Genomic DNA, 503 nt, shown 5'->3' on the forward strand with positions numbered 1-503 from the left:
TTCAATATATGTTGATGGGGCAGCAAGAGGCTTGTCGTCAACGCATTGCGGACGTCGAATATATGGGTGGGCAAGGGCATTTTTCTTGCTGCTTAATGCCTAATGACGCCAAGCTCATTCATGTCACAATGAGTTTTGAAAAGCTCAGCGAGGGGATTGTTCAAGGCACAATGATTCCTCAGCTGACCATCACTGGGTGTGAAGAGCTGGCGAAGATTCTTGAAACCATCTTCGATTTGCCAAACGTCGGCGTACTCGTTGCCGATGAGGACACGCGTATTCTTGGTTGCAATCGCGCCTTTGAGCTTCAGATGGGGTATCAAAATCGTGATCTCGTTGGGTTAAAAACCTACATCTTCAGCACTTCTCACCATAGCCAAGCGTTCTACGATCAACTTTGGAAACACATTGGTGAAGAAGGGTATTGGAGCGGCAATCTTCTTAGCCGCACAGCCAATGGCAGTAACCAAGCGCATCATTTGTGTATCTATCGCCTCACATTC

At 47.3% G+C, this 503-nt stretch carries 1 protein-coding gene; it reads left to right on the plus strand.

All coding sequences use genetic code 11. From position 1 onward, the window contains the following. Positions 1-503 (plus strand): PAS domain-containing protein (locus R7O13_RS31365; protein ID WP_318305801.1); only part of this gene is annotated, 503 nt, incomplete at both ends.

Source organism: Vibrio sp. Y176 (assembly GCF_033438945.1).